The sequence below is a fragment of the Paenibacillus nanchangensis genome (genome assembly GCF_046543445.1).
Classification (GTDB): Bacteria; Bacillota; Bacilli; order Paenibacillales; family Paenibacillaceae; genus Paenibacillus_AQ; species Paenibacillus_AQ nanchangensis.
Genome location: NZ_JBHOFD010000046.1, coordinates 17,103 through 39,276 on the forward strand (window position 1 = coordinate 17,103; position 22,174 = coordinate 39,276).

The 22,174-nt window shown below is 55.2% G+C and carries 14 protein-coding genes and 1 tRNA gene; 13 read left to right on the plus strand and 2 right to left on the minus strand.

Annotated features, from left to right (window positions below):
- The first annotated feature begins 125 nt into the window (after positions 1-125).
- The 3 genes from ACE6ED_RS26445 (at position 126) to ACE6ED_RS26455 (ending at position 6,098) form a co-directional block, all read left to right on the plus strand.
- Entirely contained in the window at positions 126-3,896 is a 3,771-nt protein-coding gene (locus tag ACE6ED_RS26445; RefSeq protein ID WP_410830445.1) for an Ig-like domain-containing protein, read from the plus strand.
- 336 nt (positions 3,897-4,232) lie between these two features.
- A complete protein-coding gene (locus tag ACE6ED_RS26450; protein ID WP_410830446.1) occupies positions 4,233-5,171 on the plus strand; it encodes a copper amine oxidase N-terminal domain-containing protein in 939 nt (312 codons plus the stop codon).
- Between the two features lie 78 nt (positions 5,172-5,249).
- Positions 5,250-6,098 carry an Rpn family recombination-promoting nuclease/putative transposase gene (locus ACE6ED_RS26455; RefSeq protein WP_410830447.1) on the plus strand — a complete coding sequence of 283 codons (849 nt, stop codon included), beginning with the start codon at positions 5,250-5,252 and terminating at the stop codon, positions 6,096-6,098.
- A gap of 135 nt (positions 6,099-6,233) precedes the next feature.
- Here the strand turns inward: ACE6ED_RS26455 and ACE6ED_RS26460 are convergent.
- Both ACE6ED_RS26460 and ACE6ED_RS26465 read right to left on the minus strand, forming a co-directional pair.
- Positions 6,234-6,307 (minus strand) — tRNA-Pro (locus tag ACE6ED_RS26460).
- A gap of 311 nt (positions 6,308-6,618) precedes the next feature.
- Positions 6,619-8,586 carry an NAD(+) synthase gene (locus ACE6ED_RS26465; protein ID WP_410830448.1) on the minus strand — a complete coding sequence of 656 codons (1,968 nt, stop codon included), beginning with the start codon at positions 8,584-8,586 and terminating at the stop codon, positions 6,619-6,621.
- A 575-nt stretch (positions 8,587-9,161) separates the two neighbouring features.
- Between ACE6ED_RS26465 and alaS the strand changes: the two genes are divergently transcribed.
- From alaS to ACE6ED_RS26515, 10 genes are all read left to right on the plus strand, one after another.
- Positions 9,162-11,795, plus strand: a complete 2,634-nt coding sequence (gene alaS, locus ACE6ED_RS26470; protein WP_410830449.1) for an alanine--tRNA ligase — start codon at positions 9,162-9,164, stop codon at positions 11,793-11,795.
- A 473-nt stretch (positions 11,796-12,268) separates the two neighbouring features.
- Positions 12,269-12,544 (plus strand): IreB family regulatory phosphoprotein, encoded by a 276-nt coding sequence (locus tag ACE6ED_RS26475; protein WP_410830450.1) that lies wholly within the window; start codon positions 12,269-12,271, stop codon positions 12,542-12,544.
- Entirely contained in the window at positions 12,541-12,957 is a 417-nt protein-coding gene (ruvX, locus tag ACE6ED_RS26480; RefSeq protein ID WP_410830451.1) for a Holliday junction resolvase RuvX, read from the plus strand. Before ACE6ED_RS26475 ends, ruvX begins: the two co-directional genes overlap by 4 nt.
- Positions 12,958-12,968: 11 nt before the next feature.
- The gene (locus ACE6ED_RS26485; protein ID WP_410830452.1) at positions 12,969-13,277 is read left to right on the plus strand and encodes a DUF1292 domain-containing protein; all 309 of its coding nucleotides are present in this window, start codon (positions 12,969-12,971) and stop codon (positions 13,275-13,277) included.
- On the plus strand, positions 13,270-13,575 hold the full coding sequence (locus ACE6ED_RS26490) for a DUF1292 domain-containing protein (RefSeq protein WP_410830453.1): 306 nt from the start codon (positions 13,270-13,272) through the stop codon (positions 13,573-13,575). Before ACE6ED_RS26485 ends, ACE6ED_RS26490 begins: the two co-directional genes overlap by 8 nt.
- A gap of 185 nt (positions 13,576-13,760) precedes the next feature.
- On the plus strand, positions 13,761-14,804 hold the full coding sequence (mltG, locus tag ACE6ED_RS26495; RefSeq protein WP_410830454.1) for an endolytic transglycosylase MltG: 1,044 nt from the start codon (positions 13,761-13,763) through the stop codon (positions 14,802-14,804).
- Between the two features lie 54 nt (positions 14,805-14,858).
- On the plus strand, positions 14,859-15,791 hold the full coding sequence (locus ACE6ED_RS26500; RefSeq protein WP_410830455.1) for a peptidase U32 family protein: 933 nt from the start codon (positions 14,859-14,861) through the stop codon (positions 15,789-15,791).
- A gap of 49 nt (positions 15,792-15,840) precedes the next feature.
- The gene (locus tag ACE6ED_RS26505; protein WP_410830456.1) at positions 15,841-17,142 is read left to right on the plus strand and encodes a peptidase U32 family protein; all 1,302 of its coding nucleotides are present in this window, start codon (positions 15,841-15,843) and stop codon (positions 17,140-17,142) included.
- 188 nt (positions 17,143-17,330) lie between these two features.
- The gene (locus ACE6ED_RS26510) at positions 17,331-19,625 is read left to right on the plus strand and encodes a methyl-accepting chemotaxis protein (protein ID WP_410830457.1); all 2,295 of its coding nucleotides are present in this window, start codon (positions 17,331-17,333) and stop codon (positions 19,623-19,625) included.
- A 524-nt stretch (positions 19,626-20,149) separates the two neighbouring features.
- A complete protein-coding gene (locus ACE6ED_RS26515) occupies positions 20,150-22,102 on the plus strand; it encodes a methyl-accepting chemotaxis protein (RefSeq protein ID WP_410830458.1) in 1,953 nt (650 codons plus the stop codon).
- Positions 22,103-22,174 lie beyond the last annotated feature (72 nt).

Here is a 22,174-nt window from a genome sequence, read left to right on the forward strand (position 1 = left end):
TAGATGAGACCTTAAGCGCACGGATAGGGAAGGCGTGAGAACCTGCTGTCATAGGCGGCTGCGCCGGGAGGATTGAAACTTCCGGCAAGCCGCCCATATCCAAGCCGAGAGGATGAGGAAAGCCAGTGAAAAAAAGTCTGATCGCTGTATTAGCCGCCAGTCTGCTGTTCACGCTTAGCCCCGCTCCGCCGCTTGCCGTCTCCGCGCCGGCCGAAAAAAAAGCCGGCAAGGAATTTTATGTATCCGTTAATGGAAGCGATTCCAATTCAGGAAAGAAAAATGCGCCATTCCGCACGCTGGAAAAAGCCCGTGACGCTATCCGCCACCTGAAGGCGAAAAACAAGCTGCCAAAAGGCGGCGTCAAAGTGTACCTGCGCGAAGGCAGATACGAGCGTTCGGGCAGCTTTGAGCTGCGTGCGCAGGATTCGGGAACCGCAGACAAGCCGATTATCTACACCGCTTATCCCGGTGAGGAAGTCATTTTGTCCGGCTCCAAAAAGCTGCCGAAGTCCGCGTTCACTCCGGTAACCGACGAGGCGGTGCTCAGCCGCATCATTGATACGGACGCGCGAACGAAGGTGCTGGCCGCCGACTTGGCCGGGCTTGGCATCACCGATTACGGCGTGATGAGCCGCCATGGCTACTACCTGGCGAATGACCTCAGCGAGGTCCCGCCAATGGAGCTGTATGTCAACGGGCAGGGAATGACGCTCGCCCGCTGGCCGAATCAAGGGACCGTTCAGATGGATGAAATCATCGATCCGGGCCCGGACCGGTACGATCCGGATGGCGAGGTTCACAAGCGCGGGGGAACCTTCTCTTATACTTACGACCGGCCGCAGTACTGGAAGCAGGCGGACGATATTTGGCTGGACGGTATTTTTGGCTACAGTTGGGAGTGGTCATACAACAAGATTGCCTCCATTGACACGGAAGCCAAAACCATTACGCTCCGTTACGGCGAAATGAGTAAAATCCGCAAAACCTGGTACCCTGATTTCCACTTTGCACAAAACCTGCTGGAGGAAATCGATATGCCGGGCGAATATTACATCGACCGGAAGGCCGGCAAGCTGTATTTTATGCCAAATGCCGAATTTGGCACCGCCAATCCGGATATCGAAGTGACGATGCTCAAAACGCCGATGATCAATGCGCTGGACGCTTCGCACATCACTTTCTCCGAGATGATCCTGGAGAACGGCCGCGACTCGGCCGCGGTATTGGTGGGCGGCAATAACATGCGCATCGAGAAAAGCGAAATCCGCAACTTTACCAACAGCGGTGTGCTGATTAATACGCAAAGCCGGTTCTATTACAACATTTTTGACGGAGCGCCGGGGAAAAACCACGCCGTCGTCAATACGCATATCCACCATATCGGCGGCACCGCTGTCACGCTGGCGGGAGGCGACAAAAAGACGCTTGCCCCCGGAAACAACAGGGTGGAGAGCTCGCATATTCATGATTTTGCGTATTACCATAAGGCCTACAATCCCGGAGTCCTGCTGTCCGGCGTAGGCAACAAAATGGTGCATAACGAGCTGCATGATGCGCCGCATCCCGGCGTGCTCGTGTTCGGTAATGATCATCGGATTGAATACAACGAAATGTATGATGTGTGCAAAACCTTCTCCGACCTCGGCGCCATCTACATGAACGCGGGTGAACAGCCGCATGAACGGGGGACCGTCATCCGCCGGAACTACTTCCACAATATCGGGGAGACGAAGCCCGGCGTGGAGGGCATTTATCCCGACAACTTCACGATGGGGCTGAAGATCGAAGAAAACGTATTTTACAAGATGGGGAACTCGGCTATCCGCAACAACGGCGGCTCGTACATTTTGAGCAAAAACAATATTTTTGTCGACAGCAAGGTTCCTTATGATTATGCGGACCTGTATCTCGGAGACGATCCGGACGACCAGGTTCCAAAAAACTACATGCCAAAATGGAAGGCGCTGTTTGCGGCCAATAACAATTTTGTAGGAACGCCGTACCTGAAGAAATATCCGGAACTGGCGAACTTCTTCACGGAAAACCGCTACTACCCGGATTCGAACACCTTCCACGGCAACGTTATCTACAATCCAACGCTTAAGCGGGATGGCAAGACAAACGCCAATGGAGCATACGACAAATTCAACCTGGTGCAGTACGCGAACAACTGGGTGACAAACGAAGACCCCGGGTTCGTTAATCTGGCGGGCGGCGATTTGTCGCTGCGTCCGGACGCACCGGTGTTTGATGCCATTCCGAACTTCCCGGACATTCCATTTAATGAAATCGGCATTACCGGTAAGGCGGGAACCACAATAGGCAATGACAATCATCCAGTGGAAGCTGTGGCGGTGTATAACGATCAGGTCACAGTGGACCGCTGGAAAACGGTGAAGCTGTGGACGGCAGTGCTGCCTTGGAATGCAGACCATCCGGCGTTGACGTTCACTTCGGCTAATCCGGAGATCGCTTCGGTGGACAACGCGGGTGTGGTAACCGGCCAGTCCGTCGGCGAAACCGTCATTACCGTTGCTTCGGTTGAGAACCCGCAGGCTTCAGCGACGGTTGCGGTAACGGTGGAAGCCGGCGACGGTGTAATGGACTTTACGGATTTTGAATCGGGAGCAGGCAGTTGGGCGCTTGATGCAAACCGCTCTATTGAGAAGGTCGGCGACAACAGGTGGTATAAGGTGAAGAACGGAGCCACCGCGTTCAGTTCGAAAATCTTCTCTGACTATGAGCTGAACTTCAAGCTGAAGACGCCGGAAACGATTGGCGAAAACGCGACGCTGTATATATTTGATAAGCAGGTGGGCGCCAACTCCACCCGGGTCGGTTACAAAACCCGGCCGGACGGCTCCTCTGTCTGGCTGCTATATGACGCGGCTTGGGCGGTGCTGAAGGAAGTGAAGCTGCCGCAGCATGATTTGCAGCCCAATACGGAATATGCGGTCAAAATGCTTGTCAAAGGCAGCGACATTAGCGTGTATCTAAATGGCGGGCTGCGGCTGAAAGCAAGTGATCCGGGACACCGTGCTTCCGGCCAGGTCGGTTTCTACGTCAACAATGTCGACCATATGCTGTTTGACGACATCCAGTTCAAGGCTTTGTCCACAGAGCTGGCCGGCATTATCCCTGCGGAGAACGAAATCCGGCTGGCCGCCGGAGAGGAGAAGCAGCTGGAGCTGAGCTTCGATCCGTCAGATACGCCAAACACGGAGGTCTCCTGGCAGTCCGCAAATCCGGCGGTGGCGACGGTGAGTCCGACCGGTGTTGTCAGCGCCGTCTATGAAGGACAGACCGTGGTCACGGTGACCTCGGCCGTCTATCCGCAGATCAAGGCGGATATTAAAGTAAACGTTACCAATGTAATGCATGAGACGGACTTTGAGCATGGCGGGAACGGCTGGCCTGTTGATCCAAACCGGAGCATTGCCGCCGATCCGGACGGCAACCGGCGGTACAAAATCCTGAACGGGGCGACCGGCCTGCTGGACCGGAACTTTACGGCGTATGAGCTGGACTTTACGCTGAAGACGCCGCCGGAGATGCCGAACGACGGCACAATGTATATTTTTGACCGGCAGGATGCTTCAGGCTCCACCCGCGTCGGCTATCAGACAAGGGCGGATGGCAGCTCGGCCTGGGTGCTGTACGATACCTCCTGGCAAAAGATCAAGGAGGTCGTCAATCCGGGGCATGACCTGCAGCCCGATACGGAATATGCCGTAAAGGTGGCCGTCAAGGACGGTGACATTGCCGTCTCCGTCAATGGCGAACCAAGGCTGTCCGGCACGGACCCGGGCCACCGGCCGGCGGGCAAAGTGGGCTTTTATGTCAAAGGCTTCGCGTACATGCTGTTCGATAACATCAAGTTTACGATCGTGCCGTAAGGCGGGCGCTCTCCCGGTTGGGGGAGCGCTTTTTTTGTGCCGTAAGGCAGTCGTTTTGCTGGTTGGGGGAGCACTCTTATGCCGTAAGGCGGATGCTCTCCCGGAAGGAGGCGCGCTTTTTAATTGCGAGAAAACCATCGCCTGTTGAGATCCGCTGTACTTTTTTCATGAATGGGTCCGTGAACTCAGGTGTGGTAAAATATCCCTAAGAAGGGGGCGGGTTTATTGTTCTACCCAAATAACCAATCTAATCTTGCTGATAGCTTATTTTAGAACGAGCTAAACGAGGTGCTGGGTACACATCATTTTTTACACTAAAATAAGAAGGTGCTTGATTTGAACAAGAGATCGAAGTTATGGATGATGATTGCAGGCCTCTTACTGTTGTCTGGAAGTTATGCGGGAGCCGCGCCTGCGGACAGCCCGCAGCCGGTTCAGCTTATGCTTAACGGCAAATATATTGATTATCCTCTGCCTATTAACGAAAATGGGCGGATCCTCATTCCCATCCGGGCCGTCAGTGAAGGATTACACGCGACGGTCCGGTTTAAGGGTGCAGATCAGCTAGTGGTGATCGAGCTGGGGAAGGACGCGTTGCGTTTTACGCCAGGAAAACCTGAGGCTTTTGTTAACGGAAGGACTGTGCGGCTTGATGTACCGGCACAAGCGGTAGACGACACGATTTATGTACCGGTTCGAATGATTGCCGAAGGGCTAAACACCGATGTGGAATGGAATGCAGAGGCCAAGGTGGTGGTGGTTGAATCTAAACCTGCCGCCGGCACACAGGCGCTGGATGTAAAATCGGCTCAGTCTGTTGTACATCAAGAGATTGGAAGCAGCGCTTCTCTGCAATCCAAGGGGATTCGATTTCTGCGGTTCCACAGCTTTGAAGCATATGATAAAAAATCCTCCCGTTCTACTCTATATCTGGTCGACAAATACAGCGGAGAACTGTTCATTTACGACCCTGCGGTGCGTGACATGCAGAATCTGACCCGGGCGAAGGTATTTAAGCTTGTACAAGCCAAAGTTGAGCCAATTATAAAGTCCATGGGGCAAATGCCATTTTTGGAGGAATACAGTGCGGATCAGACAATAAATGGGGAAGCGTTTTACAGCTTTGATATCTCCTATTCCGGGACGGAAGGACCCGTATACATTACAACCGTGTACGCCAGTAAAGAGGCAGCCCGTCTTTATATGCTGGATGCCAGCGACAGGGTGGTTGCTTTTTCTGAAACATCGTTCCAGAAGCTTATGCAGGATGAATAAATAAAGGAATACGGTCTTAATATAGCTGAGCGGCTGCAACTATTGATATAATATAATTGTAGATTGGAGTTGGCCCTAGTGGAACTGCTCGATCCAAGAGTGGATTTTGTATTCAAACGCATCTTTGGCAGCGAGAACAACAAGGATGTGCTGCTGGCCTTTTTAAACCGAATATTTATGGAAGCGGGGGAACAGGAGTTAACGGAGATTATTCTGTTGAATCCTTATACTGATAAGGAAGCTCCGCTCGACAAACAATCTATATTTGATGTTTACGCAAAGACGGCGGAGGGCAAGCTGATCGATATCGAGATGCAGCTGTTCAATAAATACGATATTGAGAAGCGGACGCTGTTTTATTGGAGCAAAAGGTATGCAGGCCAGCTAAAAGAAGGCGGGAAATACCAGGAGCTTATGAAATGTGTTACCATTAATATTTTGAATTACGCCTTTTTACCAAATAACGAATATCATAATATATTCCATCTCCGTGAGGACCGCACGGGAATACCGCTTATCGACGATATCGAGGTGCATTTCCTGGAGCTTCCGAAGATTGACGACGTCATTCCTTCACAGGGCGGATTGGAGAATTGGCTGCTGTTTCTGAAGGGTGTAGATATAAGCCATTGGGAGGTGCTGAAGATGAATGAACCGGAATTGGAAAAAGCGATGGATACGCTGCAATATTTGAGCCAGGATTCGGAAGCCCGCATTTTGTATGAGGCTCGTCAAAAATATCTGCATGATGAAGCTTCGATGCTGGAAGGGGCGAAGCAGGCCGGAATTAAGGCAGGCATGCAAGAAGGTCTGAAAACCGGAATTAAGGAAGTCGCCAAAAATATGCTGGCTCTAAATATCGATACGGCAACCATTGCCAAAGCAACGGGATTATCGGAAGAGGAGATCCATGCACTGAAAAAATAAACGTAAGGGGAGCTGTCTCAATACGCTCCTTTTTAATCGCTGCAAGTTTTGCTCGGTTACGGTTATGGCAACAAAAAAAGACAACGTCCATGCGGATAAAATCCGTAAGGTGTTGTCTTTGTTGTGTAATAGGAATCGAGACGACAGGATTTGAACCTGCGACCTCTTGCTCCCGAAGCAAGCGCTCTACCAAGCTGAGCCACGTCTCGTTAGTGGGAAAAAGTTGTTGTATTAGCTGCGAACAATATTGAATTATACACGCCTCATAGGGGTTTGTAAATAGCTAATTTATCGTCCCCGCAAAAAAATTGCAGGGACGATGGATGGGTGGTTTACGGACTCAAGACGGATGATTAGAAACTTGTTCCCTGGCGGCATGGGCCGGCTTCTGAACCGTTTCTTGGGCCGGCTCCTGGACCGGTTCGAAAACCCGCCGCTTCCTGGATCGGCTCCTGGACCGGTTCGAAAACCCGCCGCTTCCTGGACCAGCTCTCCTGAACCGAAAACCCGCCGTCCCGGCCTACAGCGCTTCAATCTCCTTCAGCCACAGCGCCGCCGAAGCGTCGCTTGGCATCCGCCAGTCTCCGCGCGGCGACAGGCTGACCGTGCCGACCTTCGGACCGTCAGGCAGGCAGGAGCGTTTGAACTGCTGCGAGAAGAAGCGGCGGTAGAATACCTTTAGCCACTCGACGAGCTGTTCCCGGGTATATCCGCTGCCGAACGCCTGCTGTGCCAAATACAAAATTTTAGCGGGTGGTGCACCGGTGCGAAGCATGTAATAGAGGAAAAAATCATGGACGACATACGGACCGAGAATGTTTTCGGTCAGCTGTGCGATTTCCCCTGTTGGCGAAGGCGGCAGCAGCTCGGGGCTGATGCCCGTCTCAATGATGCTGTGCAGGAATCCGCGGGCGGTTTCATCCGCTTCGTGGTCGGCATACCATTTGACGACGTATTGGATCAGCGTTTTCGGGATGCCCGAGTTGACGCTGTACATGGACATGTGGTCGCCGTTATAGGTGCACCAGCCCAGCGCAAGCTCTGACAGATCGCCTGTCCCGATCACAATGCCGCCGTTTTTGTTGGCGAGATCCATCAGCACCTGTGTCCGCTCGCGGGCCTGTACATTTTCATAGGTCAGATCGTAGACTTCGGGGTCATGACCGATATCGGCAAAATGCTGCAGGCACGCCGGCTTGATATCCACCACCTTCAGCGTGGCGCCAAGCGCGTTAATCAGCCCGACCGCGTTGTCGTAGGTACGGCTCGTCGTGCCGAAGCCCGGCATGGTGACGGCGAGCACGTCGCTTGCCGGACGTCCAAGCCGCTGCATCGCCTGGACGGCGACAAGCAGCGCGAGCGTCGAATCCAGCCCGCCCGAGATGCCGATGACCGCCTGTTTGGTGCCGATATGGCGGATCCGCTTCATCAATCCCGATGTCTGGATGTCCAAAATCTCCCGGCAGCGTTCGTCGCGCCGCAGCGGATTGCCCGGCACAAACGGCATTGCATCAATGCGGCGCATCAATTCGCGGGCGGCCGTCTCCGGCCGGTCAACCGCCAGCACGGGCCCGGAAAAAGCCGGACCGGCATAGCGGATTTCCCGGAACCGTCCGCCGCCCCGGCCCGCGCGAAAGGTACCCATTACCATACGCGAATACTGGAGACGCGGGACATCGATATCGGCAACGATCATCCGGGTCTCATGCGTAAAGCGTTCCGACTCCGCCAGCAGCTGCCCGTTCTCCGCAATCAGTGAATGCCCGCCAAACACGACGTCGGTCGTCGATTCGCCCGTGTTGCAGGCTGCATAGACATAAGCGGCGACGCAGGAGGCCGACTGCCCCGAGACGAGTTGGCGCCGATAGTCCGCTTTCCCGACCAGCTCATTGCTGGCCGAAGGATTAAACAGCAGCACGGCACCTGCCTGAGCAAGCAGGCTGCTGGGCGGTACAGGCACCCACAAGTCTTCGCAGATCTCTACACCAAAGCAGAGATTAGGCTGGCTCTCGCAAACAAAAAGCAGGTCGGCCCCGACAGGCACCGTCTGTCCGCCCAGCGTTATTTCCGTGACCTCCAGTTCCTCTGCGCCGGCAAACCAGCGGGGCTCATAGAATTCACTATATCCCGGGATGCAGGTTTTTGGCACAAGGCCGAGAATTTTGCCTTTTTGCAGAACGGCGGCGCAGTTAAACAGACGGCCCCGGATATCGACCGGAAGTCCGAGTATGACGACAGGCGTCAGCGCGGCAGTGGCCTCGGCAATGGTAACCAGCGCCTCGGATGCCGCTTCCAGCAGGTTCCGCTGCATGAACAAATCCGCGCAGGTATATCCCGTGATGCACAGCTCCGGCAGGGTTAAATACTCCACTTCCTGCTTATCCGCCTCCACCACCGCTTCAATAATCCGCAACGCGTTAAATGCCGGGTCAGCAACCCGGAGCTCGGGTGAGGCGGCGGCGGCTCTTGCAAAACCGTAATTTCGCATGCATTCTCCCATCCTTTGTCTCTATTTTATCTCTATATGCTGCAGCAATGCGCTTCTCCTAAATGTATCACAATGGCGGGCTTTCATATATGTCTGTGTCACATTCCCTTACCTGATTCCTAAAAGGGGGAAATGAGGCAGCAGCAAGCATACCGGCGAGATTGACAGCGGACGGGGCTCTGGCTATACTTGAAATGTTATAGCTGCATAATTTAACGCGAAGATGAAATAGAGTACGCCGGCAGCGGCTTGCCCAGAGAACAGGTTCCTTTACGGAATGATCCGTATTGGCTGCGAGAACCTGGAAGACCGGCCGGATCGGAAAGCTGATTTCGGAGTGCGGGGAAATCCCGCCGGGTGGCGCCCGTTAACCCGCCGCGATAAGGCGATCGCCGTTTTTGGCAAACGGCTGCCCGTCCGTAAGACAAGCTTATGGACAGGGGAGGTTTGCGAAAGACCGGCGATAACCAGGGTGGTACCGCGATTCCAATCGTCCCTGAATGTATATTCAGGGGCGTTTTTTGCGTTATACCGGCCAATGCCAAAACTAATTCAGATAGGAGCTGCATGTACCGATGAAAGCAAGTGAAATCCGTTCCAAATGGCTGGCGTTCTTCGCAAGCAAAGGCCACAAAATCGAGCCAAGTGCTTCGCTCGTCCCGCATAACGATCCGTCTCTCCTGTGGATCAACGCGGGAATGGCGCCGCTGAAGCCGTATTTTGACGGCCGTGTGAAGCCGGAGAACCCGCGGATTGCGAACTCGCAAAAATGTATCCGAACAAACGACATTGAAAATGTGGGCAAGACGCGCCGTCACCATACGTTTTTTGAGATGCTCGGCAACTTCTCGATTGGTGATTACTTTAAGGAAGAAGCGGTCACCTGGGCTTGGGAGTTCCTGACGGGCAAGGAATGGATCGGCTTCGATCCGGAGCGCATTTCCGTTACCGTATATGGTGAAGACGAGGAAGCGTTTAAGCTGTGGAATGAAAAAATTGGACTGCCGGCGGAGCGCATCATCAAGCTGGGCGACGAAAACTTCTGGGACATCGGCGAAGGACCTTGCGGCCCGTGCTCGGAAATTTTTTACGACCGCGGCGAAGCTTACGGCAGCGACCTCTCCGATCCGGAAATGTATCCGGGCGGCGAAAATGAACGCTGGCTTGAAGTATGGAACCTTGTTTTCTCGCAGTTTAACCATAACAAGGATGGCAGCTACACGCCGCTTCCGAACAAAAACATCGATACAGGCGCGGGTCTCGAACGTTTGACCTCCATCCTGCAGGATGTGGACTCCAACTTCGATACCGACCTGTTCCAGCCAATCATTCAGCGGACCGCTGAAATGGCAGGCATTACTTACAAGCAAAATCTTGAGCACGACATTGCGCTGAAGGTCATCGCCGATCATATCCGGACCGTTACGTTTGCTGTGGGCGACGGTGTACTTCCGTCCAATGAAGGACGCGGCTACATTATCCGCCGGCTGCTGCGCCGCGCTGTTCGCTACGGCAAAACGCTTGGCTTGGACCGTCCGTTCATGTACGAGCTGACCGAAACGGTCGGGGACATCATGGGGGTCTACTACCCCGCAGTGGTGGAGAACCGCGAGTATATTGCAAAAATCATCCGCACCGAAGAAGAGCGGTTCCATGAGACGCTGTCGGACGGATTAAACATTTTGGCTGAAGTCAGCGCCAAGGCAAAAGAAGAAGGACGCAGCGTCATCGGCGGCGCCGACGCCTTCAAGCTGTACGACACCTACGGCTTCCCGCTGGACCTCACGGAGGACTATGCGGCTGAGCTCGGGATGACCGTTGACCGCGAGGGCTTTGAGGCGGCGATGCAGGAGCAGCGCGACCGCGCGCGTGCGGCCCGCCACGAAAGTGCCGGAATGAAGGTGCAGGGCGGAGCGCTTGCCGACTTCACGACACCTAGCGTGTTCGTTGGCTATGGAGACTACACCGCGGAAGCCACTGTTACGGCGCTTGTGGTGGACGATGTGCTGGCGGATACAGCCGGTGAAGGCGTGCAGTGCCAGGTGGTGCTCGACGCGACGCCGTTTTATGCGGAGAGCGGCGGCCAGGTCAGCGATACCGGGGTGCTTACAGGCGACGGCTTCCAGGCCAAAGTGACCGGTCTGTTCAAGGCTCCGCACGGCCAGCATGTGCATCTGGTAACCGTATTGTCCGGTGAACTCAAGATGGGCAATAAGGTTCGCGCCGAGGTGAACCGGCCGGAGCGGGAAGACATCGTCAAAAATCATACGGCGACTCACCTTCTGCATAAAGCGCTGAAGGAAGTGCTTGGCACGCATGTCAACCAGGCGGGTTCGCTCGTGGAAGGCGCACGGCTGCGGTTTGACTTCTCCCATTTTGGCGCCATTACACCCGAAGAGCTGGCTGATATCGAGCGCCGGGTTAACGAGCAAATTTGGCGCGGCACCGATGTGGTAATCGAAAACAAGCCGATCGAGGAAGCCAAAGCGATGGGCGCGATGGCGCTCTTCGGCGAAAAATACGGGGACATCGTGCGGGTCGTACAGATTGGGGACTACAGCCTTGAGCTGTGCGGCGGCTGCCATGTCCGCAATACGTCGCAGATCGGCCTGTTCAAGCTGGTGAGCGAAAGCGGGATCGGCTCGGGCGTACGCCGGATTGAAGCGGTAACCGGCCGCTATGCCTACCAGTTCATGGAGAGCCAGCTGGAGCTGCTCAAGCAGTCCTCCGGACTGCTGAAGTCGAACCTGGCCGACGTGCCGAAGCGGATCGAAGCGCTGCAGCAGCAGGTGCGGGAGCTGTCCCGCGAAAACGAGTCGCTGCAGTCGAAGCTGAGCGCTGGGGTTGCCGCGGAGCTTACGTCGAACGTCAAGACGATCGGCTCGGGCGTCCAGCTGCTGGCCGCCGAAGTGCAGGCTGCCAGCATGGATGCACTCCGGTCGACGGCCGACGAGCTGAAGGCGAAGCTGCCGGCGGCGGTACTGGTGCTGGGCGCGGCGATGGACGGCAAGGTCAACTTTGTTGTTGCCGTTCCGCAGGCGCTGACGCAGCAGGGCTTCCATGCCGGGAAGCTGGTCAAGGACATCGCGGCCGTCTGCGGCGGCGGAGGCGGCGGGCGTCCCGACATGGCGCAAGCCGGCGGCAAAGACGCATCGAAGCTGCAGGATGCGCTCGCCAAAGCGGAGGAGCTTGTCACCGCGCTGGCGTAATGCGCCGGACACAGCTGTTTAATGAAGCGTAACAGCGGTTTATAGAGCAGAAGATAAATGCTCTTTTGAATCCAAAAAAGAGCGCCCTTCCCGGGTTCGCATGTTTGCAGCGGCGGGAGCGGCGCTCTTTTTGCCTGTCCGGCGAAGAAAGAGGGAATGAAGCGAGGAATAGGCAGGACATACTAGGAGCGGGCTAATCGTTTTGTATGCTCCGCCGCAGCCGGAAAGCTCATGAGCTCGGCTTGACCGGATGAACAGCCGCCAATCGTCTGCCTAGAAGCCGGGACTTTCGGAATCTATGATTGCAAATTTCCACAAATGATATAGGCAAACTGCCAAAAAATGCGCGATTTTGTGGAAGGATTTCCTTGTAAGGCCCTGAATATGTTATGATGAAAGCGAAACAAAAAGCTGTACAGCAGCAACATTGCGGACCCCCAAGGCGGCGGTTTTGCAGAAGGAAGGTGTCACAGATGGACTCCATGGACAAAACGGTCAAATTCAATGTGAAGGGCGATGAACAGGAAGCTTCTCCCCGAGAGATTCTGCTAACGGTACACGATGCGCTGGTGGAGAAGGAATACAATCCGATTAATCAGATTGTAGGGTATCTGTTGTCGGGAGATCCCGCCTATATTCCTCGTCACAACAATGCGAGAAGTTTAGTCCGGAGGAAAGAACGTGATGAACTGATCGAAGAGCTGGTCCGGTATTATCTGGCCAATCAGCGGGCGGACCGCGCCAAATGAGGATACTCGGATTGGATTACGGGGACCGCAGAATCGGCGCGGCGGTCAGCGATGCGTTCGGCTGGACTGCCCAGGGGCTGGAGACAATCGAGCGCCGGCGGGACGGCGGCGAGATGGAGCGCATCTTGGAGCTGGTCAAGAATCATGAGGTTGAGGAGATAGTGGTCGGGCTGCCTAAGAATATGAACGGCAGCATTGGACCCCGCGGCGAAATATGCCAGGCTTTTGCCGGCGAACTGCGGGAAGCAACGAACCTGCCCGTACACCTTTGGGATGAACGACTGTCGACGGTGGCTGCGGAGCGGCTGCTGATCGAAGGGGACGTCAGCCGGAAGAAACGCAAAGGGGTTGTGGACAAAATGGCCGCAGTCCTGATTTTGCAAAATTATTTGGATGCCAACAGTAAAAGGTGAGGGGTGCGCATATGTCTAACGAGCAGATCGGCATGGAAGAAGAGCCGGAAATTATTTATATTCCCGATGAAGAAGGGAACGAAGAGGAATTCGAGGTCATCATGAAATTTGAAGTGGACGGCTCGGACTCCAAATATATGATGGTGGTGCCGCTGGATTCCGAGGATGAGGAAACGGACGAAGTGTACGCTTTCCGCTACGAGGAAGACGGGGACGATCTGCAGCTGTTCATGATCGAAGACGATGAAGAGTGGGCGATCGTCGAAGAGACGTTCAACACGCTTGTCGACGAGCTTGACGGGGGAGCGGGGAATGACTGAGTTTTCCGCCGACCGGGCGATATGGACCTCCAGACTAAAGGAAGCCTTTGGTGAAAGCGTGGAATTGGAAGAGGAGAACGGCAAATCTTCCGTTTACGATATAATTGCTGAATTTGAAGTGTCCGGCCGCGGTTATGCGGTGCTGCAGCCGGCGAAAGCCGGAGCCGAGCCGGTGCTGCTGCGTCTGGTCCTGTCCCCGGACGGCGTCCCTGAGCTGGAAAGTATCGAGGATGACGACGAGTGGGAAGACGTAATGGAGCTGTACGATGAGATGACCTTCCCCGGGGACGAGAACTGACCTGATCGGCGGGAGGAAACCAAGCGAATGTGTGAAGGAGGGCGGAGTATTCCGCGCTCCTTTTGCATGAGGGGACATGCTGGCCGATCCATTTTTCCAGCATTTGCGGTGTACGGGAGAAAATAATAGTTGAAATTCAGCTAATGAAATTTTAATATAAAGTGTTGGAAAGCGAGGAGAAGGTGTTGAAATCCGCAATCCGCACAGTGCTGTTAATTGTGGCGCTGTTGGCCGTAGCCGCCGGAGGGGCGGCATGGTATATATGGAACGGCATGCAGCCGGTAAAGCCTGCGGGCGAGCCGGTCACTATTACAATTGAGCAGGGGATGGGCAGCGCTCAAATCGCCGACCTGCTGGAGGATAACGGCATTATCCGCAACGCGCTGCTGTTCAAAGGCTATTTAAAATGGAGCGGCGAAGGCTCCAGCTTCAAAGCCGGAACGTACAGCGCGAAGCCTGGAGATACGTATGACGAGCTCATTGCCCGGCTGAATGCGGGCGACGTGGTCAAGAAGGAAACCGTGACCTTTACAATTCCCGAAGGCTACACGGCCAAGCAGGTTGCGGCGGCGCTTGGGGAAGCCTGGGGCACCGGTCCCGAGGTGTTCCAGAAGCTGCTTGATTCGGGCGGCGGCGCTGCCGGCGAAGCCGCCGGAGCTATCCCGGAAGGCAAGGCGCTGCGCCACCGGCTGGAGGGATATCTTTTTCCGGAGACGTATGAGATGGCAAAGGATAGCACTCCGGAGGAAGTGGTCGCCCGGCTGACCGCGGAGCTGGAGAATAAGCTTGCCACGCTGCCGGATTGGGAACAGAAGCTGAAGGAACGCGGAATGACGCTCCACGAACTGCTGACCGTGGCCTCTCTTGTGGAACGGGAGGTTGTGCTCGACGAAGAACGGGCGCTGGTGGCGGGTGTCATCTATAACCGGCTGGAGAAGGGACAGAAGCTGGAAATTGACGCGACGGTGCAGTATTTGCTGGACCAGCCCAAAGAACGGCTGCTTTACAAGGACCTTGAGGTAGAGAGCCCGTATAACACGTACCGCAATGAAGGGCTGCCGCCTGGGCCGATCTGCAACCCGGGGCTGGCTTCCATTCAAGCGGCGCTTGAGCCGGAGCGTTCGGATTACTATTTTTACGTAACGAAAAACGACGGCTCGCGGGGACATCTGTTTGCCCGGACTTACAAAGAGCATCTCGCCAACCAGAAGGATAACGGCAGCAGATAGCTGTGTATTACGAAATAGAACGGCGGCTCCTGCCGCCGGGATGGGGGAACTACCATGAGAGACATACCCGAGCTGCTGACGACGGCCGCCTCCCTGGAGGAGGCCGCTTCACTGCTTGACGCCGGCGCGGATGCGCTGCTGATCGGAGACGACCGGTTCGGCATGAGGCTGGCCGGACATTTCAGCTTGGAGGAGACGGCGGAAGCGGTCCGGATGGCGCATGCCAGGGGGGCGAAGGTCTATGCCGGACTTGGCGCGATTATGTCCAACAAGCTGCTTGCCGAGCTGCCGGATTACATCCGGGCTATTGCGGAGGCCGGCATTGACGGAGCCGAGTTCGGCGATCCGGCCGTGCTGGCTGCGGTGAAGCGGTCCGCTCCGGACCTGCGGCTCCACTGGAACGCCGAAATGACCTCAACGAACTATGCTACCGCCAACTACTGGGGGCGTAAAGGCGCAAAGCGGGCGGTGCTGGCCCGCGAGCTGAACATGGAGGAAATCACCGGCATGATGCCGCTGCTCGAAGTGGAAGCGCAGGTGCAGGTGCATGGGATGACGCATATTTACCATTCCAAACGGCGCTTGGTCCAGAGCTATATGACGCACCAGGGACGTCCCGTCGACGGCGGAAGCCTTGGCAAAGAACGGGGGCTGTTTCTGGTCGAGGCGGAACGGCCGGACGAGAAATTTCCGATTTATGAAGACGACAACGGCACTCACATCATGAGCTCCGACGACATCTGCATTATGGAGGACCTACACGTGCTGATGGAGGCCAAGGTGGACAGCTTCAAGATTGAAGGGCTGCTCAAATCCAAAGCCTACAACACGGCGGTTGTCCGCGCTTACCGGACGGCGATCGACGCTTATGCAGCGGACCCGGACGGGTACCGCTTCCGGGAAGAATGGCTGGATGAAGTGCGGTCGCTGCAGGACCCGGAACGCGAGCTGTCTTTTGGTTTCTTTTACAAAGAACAGGTTTATTGATGGGCGGCCGGACAGAACTTACACACAAGCGACAAGGGGGAGTACAGGGATGAGTACCATGGCCAAGCCTAAGTTTAAGGGCAAACGCTACCGCCTGGACCGACCGGAGCTCCTGGCTCCGGCAGGCAATCTCGAAAAATTGAAATTCGCCGTCCATTACGGGGCGGATGCGGTATATATCGGCGGACAAAAATACGGGCTTCGTTCCAATGCGGACAACTTCAGCTTTGAAGAAATGCGCGAAGGCGTGGAATTCGCGCGTAAATACGGCGCCAAAGTGTTTGTGGCGACCAATATTTATGCCCATAACGAAGACATTGAGGGCATTGAGGAATACCTGCGCAATCTGTATGAAGCCGGCATTGCCGCGATTATCGTGGCCGATCCCGCTATCATTGAAGTGGCGCAGCGCGCTGTTCCCGGGCTGGAGGTGCATCTCAGCACCCAGCAGTCCACCTTGAACTGGCAGGCGGTCTCCTTCTGGAAGGAAGAAGGACTGCCGCGCGTCGTGTTGGGACGGGAGGCAAGCCTGGAGGAAATCGCCGAGATTAAAGCCAATGTCGATATCGAAATCGAAGCATTTATTCACGGCGCGATGTGTTCATCGTATTCTGGACGCTGCGTATTGTCGAACCATTTTACCGACCGGGACTCGAACCGCGGGGGCTGCTGCCAGTCCTGCCGCTGGAAATACGATCTTTTTCAGGATGCTCGTCCGGAGGATACCTGGGTATCCGAGGAACAAGCAGAGGACGCGGGCGGACGGCTTTCGCTGCGCCAGCCGGAGGACAATGCGTTTACAATGGGCTCCAAGGATCTGTGCATGCTGGAGCGTATTCCCGATCTGATTGAAGCCGGCATCGACAGCTTTAAGATCGAGGGACGTATGAAGTCGATCCACTATGTGGCTACGGTCGTTAATGCGTACCGGAAGGCAATCGACGCTTATATGGAAGACCCTGAGCATTACGAATTGAAGCAGGAGTGGATGGATGAGCTGAACAAAGCCGCCAACCGTCCGCTTAATACCGGCTTTTTCTACGATACGCCGGACCATGAAGACCATATTTACGAGCCGGAAGAGAAACCGGCGCCGTATGACTTTGCTGGTCTGGTTCTGGAATACGACGCTTCGACCGGAATGGCGCTCATCCAGCAGCGCAATCATTTCAAGCCGGGGCAGGAAATAGAATTTTTTGGTCCAAACCACGTATCCTTCCGGCAGACGGTAGGCGAGCTGTGGGATGAAGAAGGCCAGCCGATCGATGCTGCACGTCATCCGCTCCAAAAAGTCCGGATGAAGGTGGAACAGCCTGTCGCATATTTCGACATGATGCGCAAAAAGAAATAACATGATGTTCTTGGACGGGACTTGCAGACTAATCTGCAAGTCCCGTTTTTGGTGTGAGTCTGAGCAGAATGTCACGCGATTTGTAAATTTATTTTAAAAAAGGCAAACAAATTCCCAAAGCCTGCCGATATATAGGAAATAGACCGTTTTCAATTTTCCTAAAACAATTCAACTGGCAGGTGATCGGAATGGGTGCTCCTCAGCAGGAGGATCAGCAGCAGGACAAACGAATCGAGGATGGATCAAAGCAGAAGGGCAAGAAAACTTTGTTCCAGGTGAAGCCGGGAAAAGGGGCCAAAGGACCCAAGAACCGGGGAATGGGTAACGATTCGGGCAAGGAGAAGCAGCCCGCCCAGGCTGCAGACAAACCGCAGTCCGTACGGGGCTTCAAAGGAGTATTGAACGGGTCGCTGCATCAAGTCAAAAAAGTCAACCCGGTGAAATCGGTTGGCGTAAAGCTGTTTCTTATCTTTTTGTCGAGCATTATCGTTGTAGTGCTGGTTCTGGGAATCTTGTCGTTTAATGCAGCACAGAACACCATCAAGGAGAATGTCGCGGAAGCCAATCGGCAGACGATCATCCAGACCGCGGAGAAAATGGACATTTACCTTAAACAATATGAGAATATGATGCTCCAGTTGTTCTTCGACCCGCAGGTTCAGGATCAGTTGACCAAACTGCAGTCAGCCAACAATTTCTATGAGAAATTCACGGCCACCAACGATATCGGCAAAAAGCTGACCAGCCAGTCCACCACGGATACCAACATTGTGGCGATCACGCTGGTTCCGGACGACGAGAATGCTTCGATCATCTCCTCCGGCACCTCGTCGTTCAGCAGCGACGGCGTCCGCTCGGAAGCGTGGTTTAAGCAGATTGTGGCCAATTCCAAAGAGTATAAGCCGGTTTATTCGGACAAGCTGGCGAGCCAGTCCAACTATTGGTTCACAACTGCCGTTACAGGCACGGAAAGACCGAATGTGGCAATGGCCCGTCCGCTGAAAAATCTGGGCGATACGAGCGGATATACCGTCATTATCGAGCTCAAGAACAGCATGCTGGAATCGGCATTCGCTACGGTTAATCTTGGGTCAGGATCGCGTATCCAGCTGGTAGATGCCTCCGGCATGGTTGTTGCCTCAAGCAACACCGAAGAGGCAGGCAAAGCAAGCGAATTCACGTTTATCAAAGATTCTCAAAAAAATATGAGCAGCCGCGAAGAATCGAATACGGACGGCAAAGATATGCTGGCGGCGTTCAGTTCCCTCAGCCGTGCGGACTGGAAACTGACCGGCATGGTTCCTACTGGAGAACTGGTTAAGGGCGCACGGCCGATCCTTCTGACTACTTTCATCTCCGCCGCCGGAGCTGCAGTGCTCGCCGTGCTTCTCGGAATGCTGATGGTGCGGATGATTGCCCGTCCGCTCGCCCGATTGAAGGATCTGATGGTCGTCGGAGCTAAGGGAGACCTTAGAGTCCGTACGGAATACACGTCCAAAGACGAGATTGGCCAGCTGTCCGCTTCCTTTAATATGATGATGGAACGGATTACGGAACTTGTCTCTGAAACCAACGAAACAGCAGTCAAAGTACTGGAAACCGCCGGCGAGCTTGGGGGCGCGTCACGCAAGACGGCAATCTCCGCCAAAGAAATCGCTGCGGCTACCGAAGAAATCGCCGGCGGCGCAGGCAGCCTGGCGCTTGAGGCGGAACGCGGCAACGAGCTGACCGATCAGATCGGCCAGCAAATGCAGGCCGTGGTCGCCGCCAACCGCGAAATGGACGAGGCTGCAAGAAGCGTTGGCCGTTCCAGCGGCCAGGGGGCCAAACAGCTGGCAGAGCTGCTGAAGCAGACAAGCCAGACAGGCGAGATGACAAACGCGCTTGTGCAGAAGGTTAATGACCTGAAGGAAACAGCGTTTTCGGTGATCAAAGTGCTGGATGTTATGAAGAATATTACGCAGCAGACGAATATCCTGTCCCTCAACGCTACAATTGAAGCGGCTAGAGCAGGCGAAGCGGGCCGCGGCTTTATGGTCGTGGCGGATGAAATCCGCCAGCTTGCGGACCAGTCCAAGCAGTCGATTGCCGTCGTTGCAGGTATTACCGACCGCATCATGACGGAGATGAACGAAACCGTACAGGTGCTCTCCGATGTCGCTCCGCTGTTCGAGAAACAAATGACGTCCGTAAAAGGAACCAGCGATATTTTTGTTTCCGTTCAGGAGCAGATGGAGAACTTTATTGCCAGTCTCGAATCGGTTACCACGTCGATTGACAGCCTCAGCCATTCCCAGGTGGTACTGTCGGATGCGATGGCGAATGTCAGCGCGGTAGCGGAGGAATCGTCGGCTACTTCCGAGGAAGTCGCTTCGCTGAGCGGCGAGCAGCAGAACGTCAGCGATCAGCTGGTGGCACTGTCCGCCAAGCTGGAGACCGCTTCGGACCAGCTGAAGCAGAAGCTGTCTTCGTTTACAGTGTAAGGTTAAGCTATCCGCAAGGTGCGTGCCAGCACAGGACGAATGGGGCGGGCAGAAGCTTGATCCGCCGTGTTACGAAGGATTTCGTAAGGCTTATGCACAACATCTGAATAACGAGATGACTTGGAAGTCGCTTTCGGCCAGTTGGCCGGGAGCGGCTTTTTTTCAGGTGTTAGACGGTTTAGGGCCTCAGGAGTGTACGTTCGCGCGTGTGAACAAGGAAGGCGGGGCTTGAGACAGGACGTAAAGGAGTGGGGTTCAAGACCTATAAAACAGGTCTTTTGTCTACCTCATAGATCATATCGTGTGCCAGCCGTTCTGAATTATGATGTAAAAACGTATAGCTGCGGCGCATAAGCAGGTTTTTCTGTTTTATGTGATGCGGCAAAATCAAGGTTGGGGTGATCGTTATTCGTAAGCATCAAGCCGGAAGTGGATCGTTCTTTAGCAAGCTGCGACCTTCCAGATCGGTGGGAACGCGGCTTTTTGTTATTTATTTCGTTTCGTCAATGGTGTTGGTCCTGGCTTTGGGCGGCATTTCCTACAATACTGCCAGACGAACGATTGAAGAGCATGTGCTGGAAGCGAGCGAGCAGACGGTGATACAGACGGCGGACAAGCTGGAAGCGGGATTTTTGCGTTACGAGGATGCGGTGCGCCGGATAACGGAAGACCGGGGGCTGCGGAGCGCAGTCCGCGAAGCGCTCCGTCCGGGCGCTGACCCTTCCGTGAAGGAGCGGGCGGATCAGGAAGCGCAAAATGAAGTGGAGGAACTGGCATCGCTCATGCAGAGCATACGGGCGGTATACTGGATACCGGCTGAAAATGGCCTGGAGGGCATCGCGGCCGGACAAGCCGATCCGTCTTTTCTAAGAAAAGCGCGCACGCAGGAATGGTATAAGTCCGCCTCATCCAGCCCAAATCCGGTATGGCGTGTGATAACTGCCGGAGAAGCAGGCGCCGCGCGGGTCCTGCTGGCTGAATCCAATCAGGCTGAAGCCGGCTTGGAGGGCTATACCGCCGTGCTGGAGCTGGAGCTTTCCGCTGTGGCGGAGCAGCTGCAGGGTGTGGACTTAGGCACAGGCTCCTATCTTCAGCTGGTGACCGAGCAGGATCAGCCGATCTTTTCGTCCAAACCGCAGGAAACCGATTCGTATTTGAATCTGGGAGGAACCCTTTTCGCCGGAATCACGGCAAAACACGGGTCGCTGCCTACACGGGATGAAGCAGGCGAACCGATCTTAGCTGTTTACGGAACAGTCCATCCAATGGGCTGGAAGCTGCTTGGCGTCATGCCTTCGGACACGTTGACTGAGGACGCCGGAGCGATCTGGTCGGACGCCTTCCTAACGATCGGAGCAGCTGCGCTGTTGGCGGTCCTGATCGGCCTGTGGATGATGCGTATCGTATCCCGGCCGCTAAATGCGCTGCATCGCCTGATGCTGCGCGGGGCCGAAGGAGACCTTACTGTCCGGACCTCACATGTCTCCTCTGATGAAATCGGCCGGTTGTCCGCCGATTTTAATGTCATGATGGAGCGGATTTCGGGCTTGGTTGAACATACCGCCGGTACGGCGGGGGAAGTGCTGGAAACGGCGGCGGCGCTTGGCGAGGTGTCCCGCAAAACAGCTGATGCGGCAAGAGAAATCGCCGCTGCCACGGAAGAAATTGCGGGCGGAGCCGGCAGTCTCGCGACGGAGACGGAGCGGGGCAATGAGCTGAGCGAACGGATTGCTTTAGGGATGTGCTCCGCTTCGGAAGCGGGGCACGAAATGGAGCGGGCGGCAAAATCGGTCGGGGAGCACAGCCGCGAGGGGTTGGCCCGGCTGGAGCGGCTGCGGGCTCAGACGGAGGAAACGGGCCGGAGCGCCGGCGTTCTATCTGCCAAACTAACCGGTCTCCAAACGACGGTGTCGTCTGTCGTGCAGATTCTTGATGTGATGAAAGGCATCACCCAGCAGACGCATATTTTGGCGCTGAATGCGAACATTGAAGCTTCCCGGGCGGGCGAAGCGGGCCTGGGCTTCCGGGTGGTAGCCGGCGAAATCCGCAAGCTTGCCGACCAGACCAGGGAGTCGATTACGATGGTGGCTGAAATTGCGGAGAATATTTTAAAAGAAATGGACGAAACTGCCGCGGCGTTTGCGCAGGTGGCGCCCGTGTTCGAGGAGCAGAGAGGGTCCGTTGAATCGACCGCCGAATTGTTCCTGGCCGTGCAGCAGCATATGGAAAATTTGATCTCGCGGCTGGATGCGGTGACCGCTTCGGTGGATGGTCTGAACGATTCGCAGAAAGTGCTGGCGGAAACGATGGGAAATGTCAGTTCCGTTGCGCAGGAGTCGTCGGCGTCCACGGAAGAGGTGGCTTCGCTCTGCGACGAGCAGGGAATCGTAGGCGAACAGCTGGTTGCTCTATCGCAAAGGCTTGAAAAAACTTCGGTTTTGTTAAAAGACAAGCTGGCGCAGTTTGTTACGCAATAAGTATTTATTAATGCCGCAGGCCGGTACGGGACAGCTCCCGTGCCGGCCTGTCCGGCGTTGCTGCCGTATCCG